Source organism: Streptomyces sp. NPDC001348 (genome assembly GCF_053597535.1).
Genome location: NZ_JBSFIK010000017.1, coordinates 1 through 15875, shown reverse-complemented (window position 1 = coordinate 15875; position 15875 = coordinate 1). Strand labels below are relative to the sequence as shown.

Genomic DNA, 15875 nt, shown 5'->3' with positions numbered 1-15875 from the left:
CGTACGGGAGAACGACCGCCGCCGGCCTCCTCCGGCTCGCCGCAGGGCGTGTCGTCCGGCGTCGGCGCCCTGCTCTCCCGACTGGCCAGGTGTGCTCAGAAACGGACGACGATGCGTCCTTCGTTGGACGGATCGACCTCGAATCCGACGTAAAGCTTCTTCAGATGGGGTTGCCTCAGGGTCGCCAGCACCCTCGCCTTGAGCTTGCCGGAGCCCTTACCGGGGATGATCTCGACCCGGTCGGCCTTCGTCGCCGCCGCCTTGAACAGAATCGCGCGGACGGCACGGTCGATGTCGCGTTCGTTCCTGAAGAGCGGGTGGAGATCAAGGGTAAGGGTCATCGTCGTCCTCCTCGGGGCACACCACGATGATGCGGCGTTCGTGCACATGAGCAGCACACCGCCGCAGGCAGTGCAACGTATCGCAGGTGTGGGGACCGATTCGGCGCATCGCGTGTCATCCGGCCTCTGGCGACGGGTGGTTCGCCCGATGGTGCAGCCGTCCTTGTATGCACAGGCACAGTTCGCGGTGAGATCCGTCAGGGCACCCCCGCCGCCGTGCAGTGTATGACCGACGGAAGGTTTGGGAAATGGTGTCGAAGAAGCACGGCATGCGGACGATCCGCTGGATCACCGCAGCCGTTGTGGCGACGTCGGTCGCCGGGAGTCTCGCGGGTTGTAGCGGCTCGGACTCCGGCGCGGCCAGGAAGCCGGCGCACAAGGCGTCGTAGGGCCATGGTGCGGGCGCGTCGGCGTCGCGGTCCGCGGGCTCTACCGCGTCACCGTCGTCGGGCACCGGTCAGGCCTCGGCGCAGGAGGCCGTCGCGACGTTCATGACTGCGGTCATCAAGGGGCAGCCGCAGAAAGCGTGCCAGGTGATGGCGCAGCCGGCCGACGGATCCAAACCCGCGCAGGTGGGCAGCGCCGAGCGGTGCGACAGCAGCGATCCCACCGGGCGGGAGATGCAGAAGAGCCTGACGAGCATGGGTGAGTCGTTCAGACCCAAGAACCTGACGGGCGACCCGCAGGTGGAGGTCGCCGAGGTCCCGCCCACCGGCGACAAGGTGCTGGTGCCCGCGGACAGGATCACCGTCGACGGTCAGCACCTCGACGATGTGGTCCTGTCCAACTCCACCGGCGTGTCGAAGGGACAGGTGGACGTGAAGGTGGAGTCCAGCAAGATCGGGGACGCGTGGTGGGTGACCGACCTCGAGTTCCACATCGGCTGAACCGGTCCCGGCCGCGGCTGCTGCCGGGACCGTAGAGTAGCTCGAATGCACAGCCCCCATGATCCGTATGTCCGTGTCCGCGGCGCCCGAGAGCACAACCTCAAGGGGGTGGACGTCGACGTTCCGCGCGATGTGGTGGCCGTGTTCACGGGCGTGTCGGGGTCGGGGAAGTCCTCGCTGGCCTTCGGCACGATCTACGCCGAGGCCCAGCGGCGTTACTTCGAGTCGGTGGCCCCCTACGCCCGCAGGCTGATCCACCAGGTCGGGGCGCCGAAGGTGGGGGAGGTCACCGGGCTGCCGCCCGCGGTCTCGCTCCAGCAGCGTCGCGCGGCGCCGACGTCCCGCTCCTCCGTCGGCACGGTGACGAACCTGTCCAACTCGCTGCGCATGCTGTTCTCCCGCGCCGGCAGCTACCCGCCGGGCGCCGGGCGGCTCGACTCCGACGCCTTCTCCCCCAACACGGCGGCCGGTGCCTGCCCGGAGTGCCACGGGCTGGGCCGGGTGCACCGGACCAGCGAGGAGCTGCTGGTCCCCGATCCCGGGCTGTCGGTCCGGGAGGGCGCGATCGCCGCCTGGCCGGGTGCCTGGCAGGGCAAGAACCTGCGGGACATCCTCGACGCGCTCGGGTACGACGTGGACCGGCCCTGGCGTGAACTGCCGGCCGGCCAGCGGGAGTGGATCCTGTTCACGGACGAGCAGCCGGTGGTGACCGTTCACCCGGTGCGGGACGCGGACCGCATCCAGCGGCCCTACCAGGGCACGTACATGAGTGCCCGCCGGTATGTGCTGAAGACCTTCGCCGACTCGAAGAGCCCGGCCCTGCGGGCGAGGGCGGAACGCTTCCTGACCAACGAGCCGTGCCCGGCCTGCGGCGGCAGCAGGCTGCGGCCCGAGGCCCTGGCGGTGACCTTCGCGGGCCGTACGATCGCGGAGCTCGCCGCACTGCCGCTGACGGAGCTGGCCGGCCTGCTCACCGGCACCTCCGAAGCCGCTCGGGTCCTCACCGAGGACCTCAGGTCCCGGATCGCTCCGGTCGTCGAGCTCGGCCTCGGCTATCTCAGCCTCGACCGGTCCACACCGACCCTGTCGGCGGGCGAGCTGCAGCGGCTGCGGCTCGCCACCCAGCTGCGCTCCGGGCTTTTCGGGGTGGTGTACGTCCTGGACGAGCCGTCCGCGGGACTGCACCCGGCGGACACCGAGGCCCTGCTGACGGTGCTGGCCCGGCTGAAGGCCGCGGGCAACTCGGTGTTCGTGGTGGAGCACCACCTCGACGTGATGCGCGCCGCCGACTGGCTGGTGGACGTCGGCCCGCGCGCGGGAGAGCACGGCGGTCGGGTGCTGCACAGCGGCCCGGTGGCGGGGCTGGAGTCGGTCGCGGAGTCGGCGACCGCCCGTTTCCTGTTCCGTCAGGCCCCCGTACCCGAGCGCCGGGCACGCACCGCGCGCGGGTGGCTGAAGGTCGGCCCGGTGACCCGGCACAACCTGCGCGGGGTGACCGCCGAGTTCCCGCTCGGCGCGCTCACCGCCGTCACCGGCGTGTCCGGCTCCGGGAAGTCCACCCTGATCGGCGCGATCACCGAGGAACTCCCCGGTGTCGGGCGGCTGGTCTCCGTCGACCAGAAGCCGATCGGCCGCACCCCGCGCTCCAACCTGGCCACCTACACCGGTCTGTTCGACGTGGTGCGGAAGGTGTTCGCCACCACCGACGAGGCCGGGGAGCGGGGCTACGGTGTCGGCCGGTTCTCCTTCAACGTGCCGGGAGGGCGCTGCGAGACCTGCCAGGGCGAGGGGTTCGTGAGCGTCGAACTGCTGTTCCTGCCGAGCACGTACGCGCCGTGCCCGGACTGCGGCGGGGCGCGCTACAACCCGGAGACGCTGGAGGTCATGTACCGGGGACGGAACATCGCCCAGGTGCTCGACCTGACGGTGGAGGGCGCGGCGGAGTTCTTCGCGGACGTCCCGGCGGCGGGCCGCAGCCTCGGCACCCTGCTCGATGTGGGCCTCGGCTATCTGCGTCTGGGGCAGCCCGCGACGGAGCTGTCCGGCGGGGAGGCCCAGCGCATCAAGCTCGCCGGGGAACTGCAGCGCGGCCGCCGCGGCCACACCCTGTACCTGCTGGACGAGCCGACCACCGGGCTGCATCCGGCCGACGTCGAGGTGCTGATGCGCCAGTTGCACGGGCTGGTCGACGCCGGGCACACGGTGGTGGTCGTCGAGCACGACACGAGCGTGGTCGCGGGCGCCGACCGGGTGATCGACCTGGGGCCGGGCGGCGGCGACGCCGGCGGGCGGATCGTGGCGGCGGGAACCCCGGCGGCGGTGGCAAAGGCGGCGGGCAGCGCGACGGCACCGTATCTGGCGCGGGAACTGACGCGCGCCCGCTGATCCTCAGGCGGCTTCGGCGACCCCGCGTACAAGGGCCGCGTGGGTCCAGGCGGGCTCGGTGGCCGGCTGCTGGGCGGCACGGGCCAGGGAGCGGCGGTCGGGGTGGCTGCCCGGTTCGATCGCCGGGCACACCTGCACCTCGGCGACCAGGCCGCGCGCCGACACCACCCGCCACACCGAGGCGAGCAGCGTGTCCTCGCCGACGAAGGCCGGGGTGGTGGTGGCCGGTCCGCCGGCGAGGCGGTAGCCGACACGGACCGGCTGGACCGGTGCGCCCGCGTCGATGGCCGCCTGGAACACGGCCCGGTGGAAGCGGCCCTGGGCGCGCCCGCACCAGGTGCTGCCCTCGGGGAAGGCCACGACGGCCGCCCCGGCCCGAAGCGCCTGGGCGATGCGGGCGACCGTGTCCGGCAGGGCGCGCAGCCGGTCCCGCTCGATGAACAGGACGCCGGACCGGGCCACCAGCGGGCCCGCCACCGGCCAGCGCCGTATCTCCGTCTTGGCGAGCATGCGGGCCGGGCGCACCGCGGCCAGCAGCGGGATGTCCAGCCAGGAGATGTGGTTGGCGACGAGCAGCAGCCCGCCCGTGGGCGCGGCCGCACCGGTGATCCGCAGCCGCACCCCGGCGGCCCGGACGACCGCCCGGCTCCACCGTCTGACCCACTCGGCGGGGATCCTCCCGCCGAGCGGGACCAGCGCGATCCCGGCCAGCAGCAGGGCGGTGACCCCCGCCAGCCGCAGCACGGCACGCGGTACGGCCGCGGCGGACCCCGCCCGCTCCACGCACGCCCCCGGGGTGCAGGGGGCGCCGGGCAGCCAGACGCTCATCAGGCGGGGACGAGGGAGAGGAAGTGCCGCAGGTAGCGCGGGTTGACCCGGCGCATCGACAGCAGCACGTACAGGTCGGCGACCCCGAAGTCCGGGTCGTGCGCGGGCTCCCCGCACACCCAGGCACCGAGGCGGAGGTAGCCGCGCAGCAGGGCCGGAAGTTCCGGATGGGAGTCGGGGGCCGGCGCGCTCGGTGCCCACGGCAGCAACGGCCGTACCCGGAACTCCGGCGGGGCCAGGTGCTTGGCGCGCACCCTGTCCCAGGTGGCGGCGGCGAGTCCGCCGCCGTCGGCCAGCGGGACCGAGCAGCAGCCTGCCAGCCATTCGTGGCCCCGGTCGACCATGTAGCGGGCGATGCCGGCCCAGATCAGCCCGATCACCGCCCCGTCGCGGTGGTCGGGGTGCACACAGGACCGGCCGACCTCGACCAGGCCGGGCCGGAGCGCGTCCAGCGGGGCGAGGTCGAACTCTCCTTCGGAGTACAGCCGGCCGGCTACGGCCGCCCGCTCCGGCGGCAGCAGCCGGTAGGTGCCGACGACCTGCCCGGTCAGGGTCTCGTGCACGAGCAGGTGGTCGCAGTAGGCGTCGAAGGCGTCGATGTCGTGGCCGGGTTGCGGGCCGGTCAGCAGGGCGCCCATCTCCCCGGCGAAGACGTCGTGCCGCAGCCGCTGCGCGGCACGCACGTCGGCCTCGTCGCGGGCCAGGGTCACGGTGTAACGGGCGGGGGCGGCGGGCTGCGGAGCGCGATCGAGCGTGATGGCGCCGGTCATGGCTGTCTCCTGGTGACGTGCCGGGTCGGCGGGGGCGGCGGGCGGACCGCTCGGACGCGGTCCGCTCCTCAAGTTCTTCCGACACCGGTGGCGCCCGCGTGACCGCGGCCCGGAGAGCGGATGTGCGGCTGTTGAACGCCGCACACCGTGAACCGGTGCTACCGCTACGCCGCCTTCCGGGTGGCCCGCAGCCACTCCTTGTTCATGCTGGTGATGGACATCAGGGGGATGCCCTTGGGGCACGCGGTGGCGCACTCTCCCGCCAGCGTGCAGCCGCCGAAGCCCTCGTCGTCCATCTGCGCCACCATGTCCAGTACCCGGGTCTCCCGTTCGGGCGCGCCTTGCGGCAGGACGTTCAGGTGGTTGATCTTGGCGGAGGTGAACAGCATGGCCGCGCCGTTCGGACAGGCCGCCACGCACGCCCCGCAGCCGATGCACTCCGCGTGCTCGAACGCGAAGTCGGCGTCCGGCTTCGGTACCGGTGTGGCGTGCGCCTCCGGGGCGGAGCCGGTCGGCGCGGTGATGTAGCCGCCGGCCTGGATGATCCGGTCGAACGCGGACCGGTCGACGACCAGGTCCTTGACGACCGGGAACGCGGCGGCCCGCCACGGCTCGATGTCGATCGTGTCGCCGTCCTGGAAGGACCGCATGTGCAGTTGGCAGGTGGTGGTGCGTTCCGGGCCGTGCGCCTCGCCGTTGATGACGAGGGAGCAGGCGCCGCAGATGCCCTCGCGGCAGTCGTGGTCGAAGGCGACCGGGTCCTCGCCCTCGAGGATGAGTTCCTCGTTGAGGGTGTCGAGCATCTCCAGGAAGGACATGTCGGAGGAGATGCCGTCCACCTCGTAGGTGGACATGGCGCCTTCGGCGTCGGCGTTCCGCTGCCGCCAGACGCGCAGGGTGAGCTTCATGCGTAGCTCCGCTGGGTGGGGTGGACGTACTCGAAGACGAGGTCTTCCTTGTGCAGGACGGGGGCGGAGTCCGTGAACTCCCAGGCGGCCGCGTAGGAGAACTCGTCGTCCTTGCGGGCGGCCTCGCCGTCGGGGGTCTGGGACTCCTCGCGGAAGTGGCCGCCGCAGGACTCGGTGCGGTGCAGCGCGTCGAGGCACATCAGCTCGGCGAGCTCGAGGTAGTCGACGATCCGGTTGGCCTTCTCGAGGGACTGGTTGAGTTCCTCGCCGGTGCCCGGCACCTTGATGCGCCGCCAGAACTCCTCGCGGATCTGCGGGATCCGCTCCAGGGCCTTGCGCAGTCCCGCGTCGGTGCGGGCCATGCCGCAGAACTCCCACATGAGTTCGCCGAGTTCGCGGTGGAAGGAGTCGGGGGTGCGGTCGCCGCCCACGGCGAGAAGCAGGTTGAGGCGGTCCTCGGTCTGAGCCAGCACCTCCTCGACGACCGGGTGTCCTGCGGTGACCTCCTCCTGGTGGGGGTTGCGGGCCAGGTAGTCGTTGATCGTCGCCGGGAGCACGAAGTAGCCGTCGGCGAGGCCCTGCATGAGCGCGGACGCGCCGAGCCGGTTGGCGCCGTGGTCGGAGAAGTTGGCCTCGCCGATCGCGAACAGGCCGGGGATCGTGGTCTGCAGGTCGTAGTCGACCCACAGGCCGCCCATCGTGTAGTGCACGGCGGGGTAGATCCGCATCGGCACCTCGTACGGATCCTCGTCGGTGATCCGCTGGTACATGTCGAAGAGGTTGCCGTACCTGGCCTCGACCGCCTTTCGGCCCATACGCTCGACGGCGTCGGCGAAGTCGAGGTAGACGCCCTGTCCGCCGGGGCCCACTCCCCTGCCCTCGTCGCAGACGTTCTTCGCGGCGCGGGAGGCGATGTCGCGCGGGACCAGGTTGCCGAAGGACGGGTAGAGGCGCTCGAGGTAGTAGTCGCGTTCGCCCTCGGGGATCTCTCCCGGCGGCCGGTTGTCGCCCTTGGTCCTGGGCACCCAGATCCTGCCGTCGTTGCGCAGCGACTCGCTCATCAGGGTGAGCTTGGACTGGTGGTCTCCGGTGCGCGGGATGCAGGTGGGGTGGATCTGGGTGAAGCAGGGGTTGGCGAAGTACGCGCCGCGCCGGTGGGCCCGCCAGATCGCGGTGGCGTTGGAGTTCATGGCGTTCGTCGAAAGGTGGAAGACGTTGCCGTAGCCGCCGGTCGCCAGGACGACGGCGTCCGCGAAGTACGTGGAGATCCTCCCGGTGATCAGGTCGCGGGCCACGATGCCCCGGGCCCGCCCGCCGACGACGATCAGGTCCAGCATCTCGGTGCGCGGGTGCATCTCGACGTTGCCCGCGGCGATCTGCCTGGACAGCGCCTGGTAGGCGCCGAGCAGCAGTTGCTGGCCGGTCTGGCCGCGGGCGTAGAAGGTGCGCGAGACCTGGACGCCGCCGAAGGACCGGGTGTCGAGCAGGCCGCCGTACTCGCGGGCGAAGGGCACGCCCTGCGCCACGCACTGGTCGATGATCTCCACGGAGATCTGCGCGAGGCGGTGGACGTTGGACTCGCGCGCCCGGAAGTCGCCGCCCTTGACGGTGTCGTAGAACAGGCGGTGGACCGAGTCTCCGTCGTTGCGGTAGTTCTTCGCCGCGTTGATGCCTCCTTGCGCGGCGATCGAGTGGGCGCGGCGCGGTGAGTCCTGGTAGCAGAACTGGACGACGCGGTAGCCCTGTTCGGCGAGCGTGGCACCGGCGGAGCCGCCCGCGAGGCCGGTGCCCACCACGATGACTGTGTGCCCCCGGCGGTTGGCGGGGTTGACCAGCCTTGCCTCGAAACGGCGCTTGTCCCAGCGCTCGCCGATCGGTCCGGACGGGGCCTTGGTGTCGGCGACGGGTTCGCCGGTGACGTAGTCGGTGTAGGTCATGTCAGCTCACCACTCCGGTCATGACGCCCACGGGTACGGCGACGAAGCCGGCCGTGAGCAGCAGCGCGAGGACGTTCGCAACGGTCTTCAGGGCGCGGTCGCGGGCGCGGCTGCCGACTCCGAGGGTCTGGGCGGCGCTCCAGAAGCCGTGCCGGATGTGCAGGCCGAGCGCGAGCATCGCGACGATGTAGACGACGTTGCCGTACCAGGTGGAGAAGGTGTCCACCACGTTCTGGTACGGGTGGCCGGCCTGGAACCCGCCGGAGTGCACGGTGCCGGTGGTCAGGTCCAGGATGTGCCAGACGATGAACAGCCCGAGGATGATCCCGCCCCAGCGCATGGTGCGCGTCGCGTAGCTCGCCCGGGGCCTCGTGTGCACGTACCTGCTGGGGCGCGCCCTGATGTCGCGGCGACTGAGCTGGTAGGCGGAGACGGCGTGTGCGACGACCGCGGTGATCAGCACGACGCGGACCAGCCACAGCGTCCACTCGTAGTGCATGAAGGGCTCGCCGACGGTGCGCAGCCAGTGCGCGTAGTGGTTGAACTCCTCGGGCCCGAAGAAGATCTTCAGGTTGCCGATCACATGGGCCACCAGGTACAGCAGCATGATCATGCCGCTGACGGCCATCACCGTCTTCTTGCCGACGGTCGAGTCCCACACGGTACGCGCCATGGACGGCCGTCGGTCCGTCCGCGTTGCCAGAGCCATGGCACAAGACGCTAGGGCCGAACGGTCCCATCGGTCCAAGACATGGTCCGGCTCGTTTCGATAGACAGAGCCTATGCTGGTCGGGTGCAGTTCCATCAGCTCCAGTACTTCGTCGCGGTCGCCGAGACCCGGCACTTCACCCGTGCCGCAGATCTGGTCCACGTGGCGCAGCCCTCGCTCTCGCAGCAGATCAAGGCGCTGGAGCGGGAGCTCGGGGCGGATCTGTTCCAGCGGGCGCGGGGCAACATCACACTGACGGACGCGGGCGAGGCACTGCTGCCGCTGGCCCGGCGGATCCTGGCCGACGCGGACACCGCCCGGCACGAGGTGCAGGAGCTGGTGCAGCTGCGCGGCGGACGGGTCCGGCTCGGCGCCACGCCGAGCCTGTGCACCGGTCTGCTGCCGGACGTGCTGCGCGCCTTCCACGACCGCTATCCCGGTATCCGGCTGCTGGTCGAGGAGGGAGGCTCCCACGACCTGGTACGGGAACTCGCGCGCGGCGCCCTGGACCTCGCCCTGGTGGTCCTCCCGCTGCCGACGCCGTCGCCCGCCCTGACGACGGTGGAGCTGCTGCGCGAGGACCTGGTGGTCGTGTCGTCACCGCAGGCACCGGCGCCTGGCCGGGACGGCCGCCATGTGCGCATCGCGGACCTGGCGGACGAGCGGCTGGTGATGTTCCGGCACGGCTACGACCTGCGTGAGCTGACCGTGGCCGCGTGCCGCTCCGCGGGGTTCGAGCCCGGTTTCGCCGTGGAGGGGGGCGAGATGGACGCCGTCCTGGGATTCGTGCGGGCGGGGCTGGGGGTTGCCGTGGTACCGCGCATGGTCGCGACGAAGTCCGGGCGGGAGCTGCGGGTCACTCCGTTGGCCCGCCCGGGCCTGCACCGGACGATCGCGCTGGCGCACCGTAGCGATGTGGCTCCGCCTCGGGCGGCTCGGGAGTTGCAGCGGATGCTGCTTCAGCGGTGAGGGGGTTTTGCCCGGTTGCGTCTGCCATGGCGGCGCCGTACGGGAGTGCGGGTGCGTGGTCGCTTCTCGCGCAGTTCCCCGCGCCCCTATCGGGGCGCGCTCTCCCGCCCGGCACCGGACAGTGCCCCCTGTCACGTCAACCTGTCGCGTCCACCAGCGCCAGCTCGTGCAGCCGTTCCGGTGGGCCCGGGCGGGCGTAGTACCAGCCCTGGGCGGTGTCGCAGCCGAGGATGCGGAGCTGTTCGGCCTGGGCACCGGTCTCCACACCCTCCACCGTGACGGCGAGGTCGAGGCTGTGGGCGAGGGACACGATCCCCTCGACGATCTTCAGGTCGACCGGGTCGGCGGGGAAGCGCTGCATGCCCTGGGTGAAGGAACGGTCCAGTTTGAGGATGCTCACCGGCAGACGGCGCAGGTTGGCGAGGTTGGAGTAGCCCGTGCCGAAGTCGTCCAGGGCGATGTCGACGCCCATCTCGTGCAGTCGGCGCAGCGGTTTGAGCAGGTCGTCGTCGGCGCCGATCAGGGCGGACTCGGTGACCTCCAGGCAGAGCGCGTCGGGGGCGATGCCGACCTGCTCCAGGATGTCCACCGTGTCCTGCACCAGGCCGGGGTGGGTCAGCTGGCAGGGCGAGAGGTTGACGTTGATCCGCAGCGGTCCCGCGGTCGTCCGGTCACCGTGGCGTTCTCGCCAGTCGCGGGCCTGCCGGACGGACTCCTCCAGGACCCAGCGGCCGAGCGGAACGATCAGCCCGGTGTGCTCGGCGAGCGGAATGAACCGGTCCGGGCCGAGCACGCCGTGCTGCGGGTGCAGCCAGCGCACCAGCGCCTCCGCGCCGCGCACGCTGCCGTCGCCGAGGTGCACCAGCGGCTGGTACTCGATGAAGAACTCGCCCCGGTCCAGGGCCGTCGGCAGGGCGGTGGTGAGTCCGTGCCGGGTGATGGCGCGGGCGTCGGCCTCGGGGTCGGCGAGTTCGGAGCGGTTGCCGCCGGCCGACTTGGCCCGGTACATGGTGATGTCGGCGCTGCGCAGGACCTCCGCCGGGGTCCGCTCCCCCGCCGGGCCCTCGACGATGCCGATGCTGCCGCGCACCAGCAGGTCGCGGCCGTCGATGCTGACCGGGCTGACCAGCGCGTGCATGATCCGCTCGGCGAGCTCGTCGACGCCCCGCTCGGTGTCCGGCCCGGTGGTCAGCGCCACGAACTCGTCACCGCCGAGCCGGGCGACCATCTCGCCGGGCGCGGTCGCACAGGACTGCAGCCGGTCGGCGACCTCCACCAACAGCCGGTCACCGGCGGCATGGCCGAGGCTGTCGTTGACGGTCTTGAACCCGTCCAGGTCTAGGTAGCACAGCCCGAACCGCTGTCCCTCGCCCGCGTTCAGCGCCTTCTCCAGGCGTTCGAAGAACAGCGTCCGGTTGGGCAGGCCGGTCAGCGCGTCGTGCGTGGCCTCGTACCGCAGGCGGAGGTTGAGCAGCCGCCGCTCGGTGGTGTCCTCCATGAGGGCGAGCTGGTACTGGGGGTTGCCGTCGGGGTCGCGCAGCAGGGAGACCGTCAGGTTGGTCCACAGGACGGTGCCGTCGGGGCGGTAGAACGGCTTCTCCACGTGGTAGTGCTCGCGCTCGCCGAGCACGAGTTCCTCGTAGAGCCTCCAGACGTGGGGGGCGTCCTCCGGGTGGGTCCACTCCAGGACCTTGCGGCCCCGCACCGCCTGTTCGGAGCCGCCGAACATGCGCAGCAGCGCGGTGTTGACCTGCAGGATGTTGCCCTCCAGGTCGGCGATGCCGATCCCTATGGCGGCGCCCTCGAAGACCGCGCGGAAGCGGGCCTCGCTGGCGTGCAGCGCCTGCGCCACCACGCCCTGTGCCCTGAGCGCCGCCTGGGCTATGGCCTCCTGCTCGGCCAGGGTCCGCTCCTTGAGCGCCTGCGCGAACCCGGCGGCCATCGCGTGCTGCAGCCGCGAGGAGCGCATCCTGAGCTCGTCCTGCGGACCGTCCGCACCGCAGTACAGCACCAGATAGGCGTCCACGCAGTCCAGGGTGCGGCTGAGCGTCTCGGGGTCGGTGCAGTGCACGCGGATCAGCGCGGCACCGACCGCCCGGGCCTCCTCCGCGTCGAAACTGCGGGCCCGCAGCAGTTCGCTCAGCCGGCGTGCCAGCGGCAGCAGCCGTTCCTCGAACTCCGGCCGGGTCAGCGACGTCGAGGTCACCGGGAAGAGCGCCCGGCTCCAGATCGTCGCGAACCGGCGGAGTCTGCCCTCCGGCCCGTCCGGCTCCGCGCTCACGCCGTCCGCCCCACTCCGGCGAACCCGGAGAAGGCGTACGGATCCTCCTCCTCCTGGGGTGTCTGAGGCCGCCAGAGCGGCATCGGCACCAGTCCGGGTTCCACCATCTCGTACCCCCCGAAGAACCGCGCGATCTCCTCGCGCGAGCGCATGACCAGCGGATTGCGGATGCCCTTGTACACGTCCACCGCACCCTCGGCCCGCTCCGCGGGAACCGGGATTCCCTCGTACGAGGCATGGGTGAGGATGAGCAGGCTGCCGGGCGCGAGCGCCGCGCTCAGCCGGGTCACCGCATCGTAGGGGTCGTCCGAGTCTTCCACGAAGTGCAGTATGGCAACGAGGAGAAGGGCCACTGGCCGGTTCAGGTCGATCAGGGACTCGACCTGGGGGCTGGCCAGGATCTCCTGGGGCTTGCGGAGGTCGGCGGCGACGACGTCCGCGTGGTCGTCGTCGGCCAGCACCGCCTCGGTGTGCGCCACCGCCACCGGATCGTGGTCGACGTACACCACCCGTGCGCCCGGGGCGGCCTCCCGCGCCACCTCGTGGACGTTGCCGAAGGTGGGTATCCCGGAGCCGATGTCGAGGAACTGGGTGATGCCCTCGGCGGCGGCGAAGCGCACGGCCCGGCGCATGAACGCCCGGTTCGCCTGCATGATCTTGGGGAGTCCCGGCATGAACTCCAGGGCCCTGCGGGCCGCTTCCCGGTCGACCTCGAAGTTGTACGAACCGCCCAGGTAGTAGTCGTAGATGCGCGCGACGCTCGGCACCGAGATGTCTATGCTCCGTGGAGCCCAGGCGGGACGTTCCATGTGTCTCTCCAAGGATGTGACGATCCGGTGTTCGAGCTGAGGCTACTGATCGCCCGCCAATGGGGCGAGCAGAAACGGAAATTGACCATCCGTTCCCGGTCACGGCCTGCGGAGAGTGTCGGTGCCGTGCCGCGCCGTGACGGCCCGTGCGCACAGGTCCGCCCCCTCCGTGCGGTGCGGAGGGGGCGGACGGATGGCCGTGCGTCAGTCGGACAACCCTGGGGAGGTGACCTCTACTTGGACGCGCCGACCAGCTTTCCGGTGGGCGACACGGCGTACCAGGTGCCGCCCACGCCCTGACCGTTGGTGTCCCCGGCCTTCTTGTCGCCGGAGAAGGTGTAGATCGGCCAGCAGTCGACCGTCATCTGCTTCTGGCCGTTGTCGGTACGGGCGAAGCCCATCAGGCCCTTCTTCTCGACACCCTTGGTGTCGTTGATGTTCACCTCGGCGACGGCCGGCCACTTCTCGAGGCAGGCTCCGGTGCAGTTCGAGACGGGCTTGGGCCACGCCTTGTCCTTGATGAACCGGTAGACCGTCATGCCGTTCTTGTCGACGATGATGTCGCCGAGCTTGGCGTCCTTGCGGACCGACAGTCCGGGCAGGCTCGAGAGGGTGGCCTTCTTGCCGTCGGGGGCCAGCGCGAACCACTTGCCGCCCACGCCCTGGCCGTTGACGTCACCGGCGTTGACGTCCTTGGCGTAGCGGTAGGCCGGCCAGCCGCCGATGGTGAGCTGCTTGGTGCCGTCGGGACGGGTGACCTCGCCCAGCAGCGCCTTGTCGATGCCGGCTCCGGCCTGGGCGTCGTCCGCGGGGACCGGCGGCCAGGTGGTGGCGCAGTCGCCCTCGCAGTTGGACTTCGGCGGGTTGGCGGTGTCCTTGTCGAAACGGTAGAGGGTCAGGCCCGCGCCGTCGGTCAGCACCTTGCCGAGGTCGGGGTTGCTCGCCACCGTCAGCTTGCCCGCGGGTTCCGGCGTGCTCGGGGAGGCGCTGCTCTGCTGGCCGTCGGCGCCGTAGCCGTTGCCCGCGCCGGTACCCGTGCCCGTACCCGTACCGGTGCCGGTTCCGCCGGTCGTCGCACCGACGCCGCCCGTCGTCGCGGGTGCCGTGGCGCCGACGTTCTGGGCCGCCGACGACGGGGTGGTGGAATTGCCCTGACCGCACGCCGTCGTCAGCGCCAGCATCGACACGGCTGTCGCCGCCAGTGAGGCGCTCCGCCAGGAGGTCTTCATTGCTAACTCCCCATAATCGCCTGGATATTGCAGCGCCTGCTGCGCCGCCGCACGACACTGGGTACGGACGGGGGTGGCGGAAGTGTTCAACGGGCGCACAAATTTCTTTCGGAATCCTGCGGCGTCCCCGGCCCGTCTCCTGTCCGTAACTCCCGCATGGGGTCCCGTACACGTGTGCGCGTCGCCCGCACCGGCCACCTGAAGCAGTCAAACCACCCGGCGCCGTTTCTCCTCCCTTCGGGGCAATCCGTCCCCTCTCCGGCGTACGGGGCCCCGCGGCGCCTCATGATCTCCGTCGTGCATGGACCCGAACCGACCCGACTCACGCGTGCTACGAGGGCGTTGGCCCTGGTGGTGGTGACTTGGGGTCTCGTGGGCTGTCCGGTCGGCACGGCGGCGGCCGACGCCTGTGCGTATGCCTCGACGGGCCCGGACGGCGTGCAGGCCGTGGCGGTGGCCGGAGACTCCTGGCCGACGCCCCCGGCCTGCCCGGAGCCCCCTCCCCCACCCTGTCCCACGCCCACTCCCACACCGACACCCACGCCGACACCGACGCCGACACCGACGCCCACACCGACCAAGCCGCCCCCGCCGAGGACCACCCCGAGACCCAAGCCGAAGCCGCCGCCTCCCGCCCCGGCACCACCCCCGCCGAAGCCCGCGCCCAGTCCTGCGCACTTGCTCCCACCACCCCCACCCCCACCGCCGCCTCCACCCCCGGCACCGCCGAAGCCGGCCCCGCGCCCCAAACCCACGCCGCGCCCGTCGGCGGCCCCGGTGGGCTATCCGCGGTACCGGCCGCAGCCGCCCCACCACCCGTCGCACGGCGGCACGCCCCCCGTCGTCTACGTCCTGCTCATCACCGCGCCCGCGGTGGTCGCCGTCGCCGCGCTGCGCCCGCGCTGACGCGCCGAGACCCTGGAGGAATCCGTTGTCGGAATGGCTTGTTCTCGCCCTCGCGATGCTGGCCGCGTGCGCCGTGGTGATCGTCATCACCCTCGTACGGCACCGCAGGGCACCGGATGACGAGGACCCCAACGAGACGCCGGACGTCATCGAGTACATGACGATGTGGATCGGCGTCGTGTACGCCATCGTCCTGGGCCTGGCCATCGCCGGGGTGTGGGAGGCACGCAGCACCGCCCAGGACCATGTGCAGGCGGAGGCCCAGGCGCTGCACGAAATCTCCGAGCGGGTCAGGGTGTACCCGCCGGATGTCCGTGACCGCGTTCGGGCGGATGTCAACGCCTATGTCGGACACGTCGTCACCACCGAGTGGAAGACCATGGCCGACCACGGCCGGGTCACCGAGCGCGGCACCGAACTGCTGCAGCGCGTCCGCGAGGACGTCACGGACTACCAGCCGAAGACGGACTTCCAGGCACAGGCCTACCAGCCGCTCCTCGATCAGGTGGCCGCAGCCGACCAGGCGCGCAACGCCCGGGCCGACTCGACCGGGGCGACCATGCCGGGCGTGGTCTGGTTCGGGCTGCTGACCGGTGCCGTGGTCACCATCTGCATGGTCTTCGCGCTGCAGATCAGGCGTACGGCGCGGGAACTGGTCCTCGCCGGACTGTTCTCCGCGCTGATCGCCTTCCTGCTCTTCCTGATCTGGGACTTCGACGCGCCCTACAGCCGGGGCATCGCGGCGTCGGCGGAGCCGTTCCTGCACCTCTTCCCGGGCGTCGGCCGGTGACCGGTCGGGCCGGCGCCCCGCCCCTCGAGGGGCGGTACGCCCATCTCGACCACGACGGTGTCCGGGCGGGCGGCGAGGAGGACGTCCAGGGCCGCACGCATCCAGTCGTGCCGGTGCTCGTCACGG

General features: G+C 71.3%; 14 protein-coding genes and 1 pseudogene. 5 read left to right on the top strand and 10 right to left on the bottom strand.

The window, feature by feature from the left end:
• Positions 1 to 95: 95 nt before the first annotated feature.
• On the bottom strand, positions 96 to 341 hold the full coding sequence (locus ACWC21_RS19305) for a Smr/MutS family protein (RefSeq protein ID WP_450883304.1): 246 nt from the start codon (positions 339 to 341) through the stop codon (positions 96 to 98).
• Positions 342 to 877: 536 nt separating this feature from the next.
• On the opposite strand from ACWC21_RS19305, the gene ACWC21_RS19300 reads away from it, so the two are divergent.
• The gene (locus tag ACWC21_RS19300) at positions 878 to 1228 is read left to right on the top strand and encodes a hypothetical protein (RefSeq protein WP_450883302.1); all 351 of its coding nucleotides are present in this window, start codon (positions 878 to 880) and stop codon (positions 1226 to 1228) included.
• Positions 1229 to 1273: 45 nt separating this feature from the next.
• Positions 1274 to 3613, top strand: coding sequence for an ABC transporter (locus ACWC21_RS19295; RefSeq protein WP_450883300.1), 2340 nt, complete (start codon positions 1274 to 1276; stop codon positions 3611 to 3613).
• A gap of 3 nt (positions 3614 to 3616) precedes the next feature.
• Here the strand turns inward: ACWC21_RS19295 and ACWC21_RS19290 are convergent, their stop codons facing one another.
• The 5 genes from ACWC21_RS19290 to ACWC21_RS19270 form a co-directional block, all read right to left on the bottom strand.
• The gene (locus tag ACWC21_RS19290; protein ID WP_450883298.1) at positions 3617 to 4441 is read right to left on the bottom strand and encodes a lysophospholipid acyltransferase family protein; all 825 of its coding nucleotides are present in this window, start codon (positions 4439 to 4441) and stop codon (positions 3617 to 3619) included.
• The gene (locus ACWC21_RS19285; protein ID WP_450883296.1) at positions 4441 to 5211 is read right to left on the bottom strand and encodes a GNAT family N-acetyltransferase; all 771 of its coding nucleotides are present in this window, start codon (positions 5209 to 5211) and stop codon (positions 4441 to 4443) included. Before ACWC21_RS19285 ends, ACWC21_RS19290 begins: the two co-directional genes overlap by 1 nt.
• 164 nt (positions 5212 to 5375) lie before the next feature.
• Complete coding sequence (locus tag ACWC21_RS19280; RefSeq protein ID WP_450883295.1) at positions 5376 to 6119, bottom strand: succinate dehydrogenase/fumarate reductase iron-sulfur subunit; 744 nt, start codon at positions 6117 to 6119, stop codon at positions 5376 to 5378.
• Positions 6116 to 8056 carry a fumarate reductase/succinate dehydrogenase flavoprotein subunit gene (locus tag ACWC21_RS19275; protein ID WP_450883293.1) on the bottom strand — a complete coding sequence of 647 codons (1941 nt, stop codon included), beginning with the start codon at positions 8054 to 8056 and terminating at the stop codon, positions 6116 to 6118. Before ACWC21_RS19275 ends, ACWC21_RS19280 begins: the two co-directional genes overlap by 4 nt.
• A gap of 1 nt (position 8057) precedes the next feature.
• Positions 8058 to 8729 (bottom strand): succinate dehydrogenase, encoded by a 672-nt coding sequence (locus ACWC21_RS19270; RefSeq protein WP_450883541.1) that lies wholly within the window; start codon positions 8727 to 8729, stop codon positions 8058 to 8060.
• Positions 8730 to 8849: 120 nt separating this feature from the next.
• Between ACWC21_RS19270 and ACWC21_RS19265 the strand changes: the two genes are divergently transcribed.
• Positions 8850 to 9734, top strand: coding sequence for a LysR family transcriptional regulator (locus ACWC21_RS19265; protein ID WP_450883291.1), 885 nt, complete (start codon positions 8850 to 8852; stop codon positions 9732 to 9734).
• 136 nt (positions 9735 to 9870) lie between these two features.
• On the opposite strand, the gene ACWC21_RS19260 is transcribed toward ACWC21_RS19265, so the two are convergent.
• The 3 genes from ACWC21_RS19260 to ACWC21_RS19250 all read right to left on the bottom strand — a co-directional run bounded on the left by ACWC21_RS19260 (position 9871) and on the right by ACWC21_RS19250 (position 14053).
• Entirely contained in the window at positions 9871 to 12015 is a 2145-nt protein-coding gene (locus ACWC21_RS19260; RefSeq protein ID WP_450883289.1) for a putative bifunctional diguanylate cyclase/phosphodiesterase, read from the bottom strand.
• A complete protein-coding gene (locus ACWC21_RS19255) occupies positions 12012 to 12824 on the bottom strand; it encodes an SAM-dependent methyltransferase (protein ID WP_450883287.1) in 813 nt (270 codons plus the stop codon). The genes ACWC21_RS19260 and ACWC21_RS19255 overlap by 4 nt, the downstream gene beginning before the upstream one ends.
• A gap of 233 nt (positions 12825 to 13057) precedes the next feature.
• On the bottom strand, positions 13058 to 14053 hold the full coding sequence (locus tag ACWC21_RS19250) for an SCO0930 family lipoprotein (protein ID WP_450883285.1): 996 nt from the start codon (positions 14051 to 14053) through the stop codon (positions 13058 to 13060).
• Between the two features lie 777 nt (positions 14054 to 14830).
• On the opposite strand from ACWC21_RS19250, the gene ACWC21_RS19245 reads away from it, so the two are divergent.
• Together ACWC21_RS19245 and ACWC21_RS19240 are read left to right on the top strand one after the other, a co-directional pair.
• Positions 14831 to 14959 (top strand): hypothetical protein, encoded by a 129-nt coding sequence (locus ACWC21_RS19245; protein ID WP_450883284.1) that lies wholly within the window; start codon positions 14831 to 14833, stop codon positions 14957 to 14959.
• Positions 14960 to 14984: 25 nt separating this feature from the next.
• Entirely contained in the window at positions 14985 to 15749 is a 765-nt protein-coding gene (locus ACWC21_RS19240) for a bestrophin-like domain (protein WP_450883282.1), read from the top strand.
• On the opposite strand, the pseudogene ACWC21_RS19235 reads toward ACWC21_RS19240, so the two are convergent.
• Positions 15683 to 15875, bottom strand: a pseudogene (locus ACWC21_RS19235) (hypothetical protein); the annotation flags it as partial. The gene ACWC21_RS19240 and the pseudogene ACWC21_RS19235 overlap by 67 nt on opposite strands.